This is a genomic window from Chryseobacterium sp. CG10_8 (assembly GCF_058117085.1).
In genome coordinates, this window is record NZ_JBYVEB010000154.1 from 1 (window position 1) to 4,874 (window position 4,874).

The 4,874-nt window shown below is 31.4% G+C and carries 2 protein-coding genes; both read left to right on the plus strand.

The features are described from left to right. The first annotated feature begins 548 nt into the window (after positions 1-548). Positions 549-1,688 carry a hypothetical protein gene (locus AC4AGG_RS15305; protein WP_489772885.1) on the plus strand — a complete coding sequence of 380 codons (1,140 nt, stop codon included), beginning with the start codon at positions 549-551 and terminating at the stop codon, positions 1,686-1,688. Positions 1,689-2,639: 951 nt separating this feature from the next. Further along, on the plus strand, positions 2,640-4,850 hold the full coding sequence (locus tag AC4AGG_RS15310; RefSeq protein ID WP_489772886.1) for an AAA family ATPase: 2,211 nt from the start codon (positions 2,640-2,642) through the stop codon (positions 4,848-4,850). Positions 4,851-4,874 lie beyond the last annotated feature (24 nt).

Sequence of the window (4,874 nt, forward strand, 5' to 3'; positions counted from 1 at the left end):
CCTGCAACTGCCATTGAACAAAATCTCGTGTTTAATTAACTCGGACTTGAGTGAATAAAAAAGAAACTGAATCCAGACCAAACTTTATTGAAAATAAGGTCTGAATTCATTTTCTACTTAACTGACTGAAAAAAAATCCGAATCTAAATTGAACCGAATTTATTCAACGACAGTTTCGGCAACGAATTGGACAAACTTTGCGCATAACGATGTGAGTATTAGAATGAAGAACTGTGCGAATAAAGTCGGATTGAAAATTGGAACAAAAACTTTGAGTTAATAATGCTGAAAAATGCGCTGGAATAAGAGAAGCGTGAATAAAACACTTTAAATTGGAGTAAAATTTTGCTAAAAAAACGAAAATCGCTTCGCTCAAAAATCCAGAATTTTTTGTAACGGAAAAATTTTTGGAATTTAACGCAATAATATTCTTTAAACTTGCTGAAAATCAAAAACTCTGGAAAAAGCTTTGTGGAAAGAGGCGCTGCAGGTAACAATGTATTGCCAAAAGACGGGGTTGAATTCTGAATTGAAATATTTTTCACATTTTGACCGCAAAAAACGCTTTTTATTTTCTTTTTTTTATAAATTTACAAAAACAAAAAGCGTTTTTTGCTGGTTCGGAAAAAGTTGAACTTTTCGTTCGTAAAAGCCCGTCCTTCGGCAATACTCGCTCGTTACCCGCCATATTAGGAAAGACAATGCAAAGACAAACAATACAGACAAATTACTTGCAGACTATGAGCTGGTTCAACGACACGCTTGTTGACTGGACAAGTGCTGGAAAACAATATTTCACAAATGGACAGATAAAGGAAATTGGTAAGTATTCTTTTGCGTTCAATTTTGACAGCTCGGTAATATCTGACAGTGGAGAATACGCTGTTATATATCAAAAATTAGGAACGAAAGGACTACTTCTAAAAAATGGAGAAATTCTAAGAGAAATTAATCGTTCATATTATCAAGCTGACGTTTACGAATATCCTGTTGCCTTTGTGACAGCTAAAAATGGAAAAACTTATTTAATCCATTGTCCGACTGAATACTGCCGAATTGACTTTGAAGAAGTTGAAACAGGAGAAATAGTTACAAAACACGCAGATAGAAAACCTTCTGACTTTTTCCATTCACGTATTGAAATAAGCCCAGACAACACGACTTTTATAAGTAAAGGCTGGGCTTGGCATCCATATGACTTTGTTGAATTTTTTGACATAGAAGAATGTATTCAAAATCCATTGCTTCTGGACAAAGGCAAAATATCTCCAGACGTAGATGCCGAAATTTGTACTGCTAGCTACATTAACAATGACTTGATTTTAATCGGTTCTCCTAACGATACAGAACCATTCAATCACGAACCATCTGACAAATTAAAAAACGGACAAGTAGCAATTTGGAATATTAAGACAAACACTATTACAGGCATAGTTTCTACAAACTTTACTATTGGCGGACACTTGACAGTAATTGATGAAAAATATGCTTGGGATTTATTTGACTATCCCAAAATTGTAAACTATAAAACTGGACAAATTGAAGAAAAATTGGAAGACATTCTTACTGGGCAACAAGTATCTTCAATCATACATCATCTTGACGATTTACCAAAAATTGCATTCAATCGTAAGACAAAACAAGTAGCAATATCAAACAAAGACAAAATTGAAATACTTACTAAATAAAAATACGGCAGGTAACAGTGTATTAGCAAAAGCGGGCTTGAATACTCAAATTGAAAATTTGAATATTCTTCGCCGCCACTGCTTTTCGGTTTCGTTATTTTTTTGTAATTTCACTTCACCGAAAAAGCATTGGCTCAGTTTGGTTGAAAATTGAACTTTGACTCCGTCGAACCACTTCGTTAGGTTTCAGTTCACTTTTCGCCCGCCTTCGCTAATACTTTTTCGTTACCTGCAACTGCCATTGAACAAAATTTCGTGTTTAATTAACTCGGACTTGAGTGAATAAAAAAGAAACTGAATCCAGACCAAACTTTATTGAAAATAAGGTCTGAATTCATTTTCTACTTAACTGACTGAAAAAAAATCCGAATCTAAATTGAACCGAATTTATTCAACGACAGTTTCGGCAACGAATTGGACAAACTTTGCGCATAACGATGTGAGTATTAGAATGAAGAACTGTGCGAATAAAGTCGGATTGAAAATTGGAACAAAAACTTTGAGTTAATAATGCTGAAAAATGCGCTGGAATAAGAGAAGCGTGAATAAAACACTTTAAATTGGAGTAAAATTTTGCTAAAAAAACGAAAATCGCTTCGCTCAAAAATCCAGAATTTTTTGTAACGGAAAAATTTTTGGAATTTAACGCAATAATATTCTTTAAACTTGCTGAAAATCAAAAACTCTGGAAAAAGCTTTGTGGAAAGAGGCGCTGCAGGTAACAATGTATTGCCAAAAGACGGGGTTGAATTCTGAATTGAAATATTTTTCACATTTTGACCGCAAAAAACGCTTTTTATTTTCTTTTTTTTATAAATTTACAAAAACAAAAAGCGTTTTTTTGCTGGTTCGGAAAAAGTTGAACTTTTCGTTCGTAAAAGCCCGTCCTTCGGCAATACTCGCTCGTTAGCGGTAAGCCAAAAAAAACGTTCGTACCAAAAAAACTCAAAGATGATTAAGTCAATCGATGTAAAAAATGTCGCAACATATGATGAAATAGGTGTAAAAATAAACGACTTAAAAAAAATCAATTTTATTTATGGAGCAAATGGTTGTGGAAAAACCACAATTTCAAATTTGATTTATAATAATGATAATTCCAAATTTCCTGATTGTTCAGTAACTTGGCAAAATGATTTGACATTGAATGTTTTAGTTTATAATAAAGAATTTAGAGAAAGAAATTTTGGCAAAGGAAAACTAAACGGAGTTTTTACACTTGGCGAAGCAACTGCAGAACAAATAAAAGCAATTGAGGAAAAAAGTGATAAACTTAAAATAATCAAAGCTGAAGGAATAAAGAAAAAAGAAACGCTAGAAACCCAAAAAACGACAAAAGAAACACTAGAAAACGAATTTAAGGAGGTGACTTGGTCGAAAGTTTACAAGAAATTTGAGCCAAATTTTAAGGATGCCTTTGTAGGAAAATTGCAAAAAGAATCATTTAAAAACAAACTTTTAGAAGAATCAAAATCCAATACAGCAACATTAGAAACGTTTGAGAATTTAAAAGAAAAGGCACAAACAATATTTGGAGAACAACCTCAAAGAATTGAACCAATAAGTCAAATTTCGTTCGAAAGAGTATTGGAAATAGAAACTAATGAAATATGGAAAAAAATTATTGTCGGAAAAGCAGATGTAGATATTGCGAAGTTAATTCAAAAATTGAATATCAATGATTGGGTAAATCAAGGACGAGATTATATCGAAGACGATACTTGTCCATTTTGTCAAGAAAAAACAATAACTAACGACTTCAAAAATCAGTTAGAAAGTTTCTTCGATGAAACTTATTTGAATGATATAAACTCACTCAAAGTGCTGAAACAAGAATATAGTACTTTGACACAAAATATCATAAATCAATTAAATGCAATTGAAATAAACCAAAAGACATTAAACAATACAAAAATTGATATTGATAAATTTTCAGCATTTTTAAAAACATTGATAAGTCAAAACACAACCAATAGCGAATATCTAAGTAATAAAATCAAAGAACCTAGCAGAAGCATTGAATTAATATCAATAAAAGAACAATCTGATTTAATTGTTGGATTAATTACTCAAGCCAACAAAGAAATTCAAAAACATAATAACATTGTAGCCAATTACAATACAGAAAGAAGTAATCTAATCAAAGCCATTTGGAAATACGTAATTGAAGAATACAAAACTGAAATATTGACTTTTAACAGCAAAAAAGATGGTTTAGAAAAAGGTATTGCAAGTTTAGAAACACAACTCAGTGAAAAGCAAAATGAGTACAGAAAGTTGGATGCTGAAATCAAAAATTTAAGCAAGAACGTTACAAGTATTCAACCAACTATAGATGAAATCAACCGACTCTTAAAATCATACGGATTTTTAAACTTTGAAATTGTTCCTGCACAAGAAGATGGATTTTATCAAATTCAACGTGAAGACGGCACAATTGCAGAATCTACTTTAAGTGAGGGCGAAATAACCTTTATCACTTTTCTGTATTTTTTGCAATTGGCAAAAGGTGGAATTTCTAAAGACGAAGTAAACAATGAAAGAGTTCTAATTGTTGATGACCCAATTTCAAGTTTAGATAGTAATGTTTTGTTTGTTGTCAGTACACTTTTAAAGGATATTATTAAGTCCATTAAGGCAGAGAATGGCAACATCAAACAGCTTATTTTATTAACACACAATGTTTATTTTCACAAAGAAGTTTCTTTTATTGACGGCAGAACAAATATTTGTAATAAAACGAATTTTTGGATATTAAGAAAAAATGACAAAGTAACTAGTTTACAATGTTTTGGAATGGAAAACCCAATTCAATCTTCGTATGAACTACTTTGGCAAGAATTAAAAAGTGATGAAATAAAGTCGAGTATGACAATTCAAAACATAATGCGTAGAATAATTGAAAACTATTTCAAACTACTCGGAAAATATGGAGATGACGATTTAATTTTAAAATTTAAAACGAAAGAAGAACAAGAAATTTGTCGTTCTTTGATTTCTTGGATTAATGACGGTTCACACAGTATTAATGACGATTTATTTATTGAACTTCAAGACAGAACAATCGAAGCATACAAAAAAGTATTTAAAGATATTTTTGTTTTGACTAAGCACGAAGGACATTACAATATGATGATGGATATAACAGAAGAAATTAAATAAAAAATATGGCCTACCGCTAACAGT